We start from the raw sequence: 278 nt of genomic DNA on the forward strand, positions 1-278 counted from the left end.
CCAACCAATCGCACTTGTTGGCGGTGGTACTGGTATGATCGGTGACCCAAGTGGTAAAAAAGCAGAACGTACATTAAATACGAAAGATACAGTAGCTTACTACACAGAAAGCATTAAAAACCAACTTTCAAACTTCTTAGAGTTTGAAAACGTGGACAACCCAGCAACAATGGCTAACAACTATGACTGGCTTGGTATCTTAGATGTTATTTCATTCTTACGCGAAATCGGTAAAAACTTCGGGTTAAACTATATGTTAGCAAAAGATACAGTAGNAT

General features: G+C 38.3%; 1 pseudogene. It reads left to right on the forward strand.

Features of this window, described 5'->3' with window-relative positions:
• Nucleotides 1-278: pseudogene (locus ACSG5Z_RS32710) on the forward strand (tyrosine--tRNA ligase); the annotation flags it as partial.

The sequence above is a fragment of the Bacillus pretiosus genome, assembly GCF_051294775.1.
GTDB lineage: Bacteria > Bacillota > Bacilli > Bacillales > Bacillaceae_G > Bacillus_A > Bacillus_A wiedmannii.